A 3,469-nucleotide genomic window follows, 5' to 3' on the forward strand; every position below is an offset into this window, starting at 1 on the left:
CTCACGCCGCGCCTGTCGGAGCCGACGCTCGTCACGGCTGTGCTGGTGAAACCGAACGTCCACGTCAAGAAAGGTACGCCGCTGTTCCAGTTCGACAGGCGTATATACGAAGCAAAGGTCAAGCAGTTGGAGGCGCAACTTGCGCAGGCAAAGCAGGACGTGCTGATCATGAAGGCCGACATCCAGGTGGCGTCCGAAAAAATCGTCAAGCTGAACAGCGAACTCGATTACGCCAGGTATCAGGAGAAGCTTTCCGTCAATCTGGCGAAGACGGGCGCGGGTCCCGAGGAGGATGCGCAGAAGTGGAGCGCGCAAGTTGCCGCGAACAGCGCTGCGATCAAGGAGGCGCAGGCCGAGCAGCAGCGTTCGCAGCTCAAGTACCAATCAGACATCGGCGGCGTGAATACGACGGTGGCGTCGATCCAGGCCGAACTCGAGCAGGCACGCTTTTACCTCGACAACACGCTGATGGTCGCGCCGGAGGACGGTTACATTATCAATCTTCAGGTCCGGCCCGGGATGGTGGCCGGTGACATCCGCTTCGGCGCGATCGCGTCGTTTATCTGCGATGCCGATCGCTTCGTTCTGGCCAATTTTTTCCAGGAAAATCTCAAGTACGTGAAGCCCGGGCAGCCGGTAGAACTAGCATTGGATCTCTATCCGGGGCAGATCTGGGCCGGCAGAGTCGAGGCGATCTGGCAAGGGAGCGGCGCGGGACAAATGCTCCCCAGCGGCACGCTGCCGAGCTTCAACTTTGCGCCGAACGAGATTCCGCAAGGGCAGTTCGCAGTGGCGATCACGCTGGACGATCCGGACCAGGCCAAGTTTCCAATCGGCACGCAAGGGCGCGCGGCGATCTACACGAGCACGACCAGCAGCTTCGACGCGCTGCGCAAGATCGCGATCCGCTCCTACACGTGGTACAACTGGCTGTATCCATTTGCGGGATGATGATGATGCGCGCGCTGTCGTTCGTCGTCGTGTTCCTTGCTGCGCAGATCGCCGGTTGCGCGCTGGCGCCGCCGCCGCAGCACAGCGACGTGGTGAACGAGGCCTTGCCCAAGGGCACAAGCATCCCGCCTGGATGGAAGTCAGATGCAAGCCGCGCTCCCGTTGCCGACGACTGGTTGAAGTCGCTCGACGATCCGATGCTCGATGCGATCGTCGCCGAAGCGATCGCCAACAACCTCGACTTGCGCCAGGCAGCGGACGGGGTGACGATCGCGCAGCAATCGGTGGTCGTGGTCGGCGCCCAACTGCTGCCACAGATTGGCGCGGTACTGGGCGGGCGGACCACCCGCGACACGGATCACAACAGCAACTCCAACACGACGATCGCCTTCGCAAGCGTGGCCTGGGAGCTGGATGTGTGGGGTAAGCTACGCGCCCAGCGAGCCGCTGTGGAAGCGGGGTATGAAGCGACCGCGCTGGACTATGCGTACGCACGGCAGTCGCTGGCCGCAACGGTGGCCCGGACCTGGTATCTCGCGATCGAAACGAGACAGCTGCTCGACCTCGCCGAACAAGCCGTCGGCATCTACCGCCAGCTGTTTAACCTCGTCGCGGCGCGGCGCGCTGCGGGCAAGGACTCGGACCTCGACGTGGCCGACATACGCGCCAAGGTCGAAACGGCGCTCAGTGCCGTGGAGGCCGAGCGCGAATCGTACGGCGAAGTGCGCCGTGCGCTGGAAGTGCTGCTCGGGCGCTATCCCGCCGCGGAGATCGAAGTTGCAACAACCTATCCCCTCCTGCCGACACCTCCGGCGACAAGCCTACCCGCAGCCCTGCTCGAACGCCGTCCCGACCTCGTCGGCGCGGAGCGCGAGGTGCTTGCCGCGTTTCGTCAGGAGGAAGCGGCGAAGCTGGCGCTGCTCCCTGACTTCTCCTTCTCGTTCGCGGGCGGCCGGCTCGGTGACCCGCTCCTCTCCACACTGCGCCTCAATCCCTGGCTTGCGACCGCCGCGATCGGTGCGTCGATCCCGATCTACACGGGTGGAGCGCTGCAAGCCCAGGTCAAGATTGCCACCGCGCATCAGTCGCAGGCGGTGGCCCACTACGGCAATGTAGTGCTGACGGCATTCCGCGAGGTCGAGAACTCGCTCGCGAACGACCAGTTGCTGGCGAAACAATTGCCGCTGGACAAGAGCGCCGTCGATGCGCGCATCGAGGCCGTGCGCATCGCGACCGTGCAATACAAGGCCGGTCGCAGAGACCTGTTGTGGGTCTCGAACCTGCAGACGGACGAGCTCGCCGCCGAAGCGGACCTGCTCAAATTACTGGGTCTCCAGCGCGTGAACCGCATCCGCCTATATCTCGCGCTCGGCGGAAGCTTCGACCCAACGCCGTCGACCACATTGCAGCGAACCGACTACGTGCCCTAATCCATGTGGCTCTGTCGCAGTAAGGTCAGCGGGTCAATCAAGCAGTGGTGATATGAAGAGGATTACTTATGAAAATTTAGGTAGAACTGCTGTGCGGGAGACAGGGGAGTCTCGGCCCGACATTTCATCTGCCCTTTCTTGATCATGTGCATTAATTCGACGCCACTCAGAATGACGCGCGCGCAGCAGAAATTCTTGAACCCCAGCATCGCCCGAGTGATGCGTTTGATGGCCCGATGGTCTTGCTCAACAATATTGTTGAGGTACTTCACCTGACGGATCTTGATGGACGTTTCGCGCTCGGCGTTCACCGCGTGCAACGCGGCCAGATTGGAACTGCTTTTGTCGATGGTTACCGTCTCAGGGGCACCGTTCTGAGCGATCGATTTTTCAAAGAAGCGCCGCGCTGCCACCTTGTCGCGCTTGGCTCTGAACAGGAAATCGATGGTTTTACCCGCCTTGTCCACCGCCCGGTAGAGGTACTTCCACTGGCCTTTGACTTTGATATACGTTTCGTCCATTCGCCAGCTCTTGCCTACCGGCTGTTTGTGCTTACGGAACGTCTTCTCGAACAGCGGCACCAACTTGATCACCCAACGATGCACCGTGGAATGATCAACCTCAATACCGCGCTCGGCCATCATTTCTTCGAGATTACGCAAACTCAGTGAGTAGGCGACGTACCACCGCACGCACAGCAACATCACATCGAGCGGATAGTGCAGGCGCTTTAGCACTCGGGCGATGCCCGCGGAAAGCGACTTTCTCGGTTTTTGGGTCTTCTTCATCGGCCAGCCAAGGCATATTTGTCAGGCTCGAATACTACCTCTCCCGCCTTAACGCGACAAAACCTCACCAGCCCGGTGCCACGCAATTCCCTCGGCGAACGCGGAGGCGGCGGCTGGTCTGCGATAGCGTGGCCGGTTCGATCGTTGATGATCTGTTGCGCTCGCACGGTGCCACCGGGCGTCGTGTCGCCGACGATGCGAACCCGCTCGCCCGGTGCCGTTGACGCAATGACGTGCGTACCAAGATGCGGCGGTAACATCACGAGCGTGTTATCGGTGAGCATCATGCCGTCGACATCG

At 61.2% G+C, this 3,469-nt stretch carries 3 protein-coding genes and 1 pseudogene; 2 read left to right on the forward strand and 2 right to left on the reverse strand.

What is annotated here, in order from left to right; translation table 11 throughout:
• Together WCA53_RS03585 and WCA53_RS03590 are read left to right on the forward strand one after the other, a co-directional pair.
• Nucleotides 1-951 (forward strand): HlyD family secretion protein (locus tag WCA53_RS03585; protein WP_423905538.1); only part of this gene is annotated, 951 nt, incomplete at its 5' end.
• Complete coding sequence (locus WCA53_RS03590) at nucleotides 948-2,381, forward strand: efflux transporter outer membrane subunit (RefSeq protein ID WP_423905540.1); 1,434 nt, start codon at nucleotides 948-950, stop codon at nucleotides 2,379-2,381. The genes WCA53_RS03585 and WCA53_RS03590, both read left to right, overlap by 4 nt.
• Nucleotides 2,382-2,443: 62 nt before the next feature.
• On the opposite strand, the gene WCA53_RS03595 is transcribed toward WCA53_RS03590, so the two are convergent.
• Nucleotides 2,444-3,169 carry an IS6 family transposase gene (locus WCA53_RS03595; RefSeq protein ID WP_423905542.1) on the reverse strand — a complete coding sequence of 242 codons (726 nt, stop codon included), beginning with the start codon at nucleotides 3,167-3,169 and terminating at the stop codon, nucleotides 2,444-2,446.
• Nucleotides 3,166-3,469 (reverse strand): annotated as a pseudogene (locus tag WCA53_RS03600) (hypothetical protein); the annotation flags it as partial. The pseudogene WCA53_RS03600 and the gene WCA53_RS03595, both read right to left, overlap by 4 nt.

This window comes from Caballeronia sp. (assembly GCF_049581465.1).
In the GTDB taxonomy this organism is placed as follows: domain Bacteria; phylum Pseudomonadota; class Gammaproteobacteria; order Burkholderiales; family Burkholderiaceae; genus Caballeronia.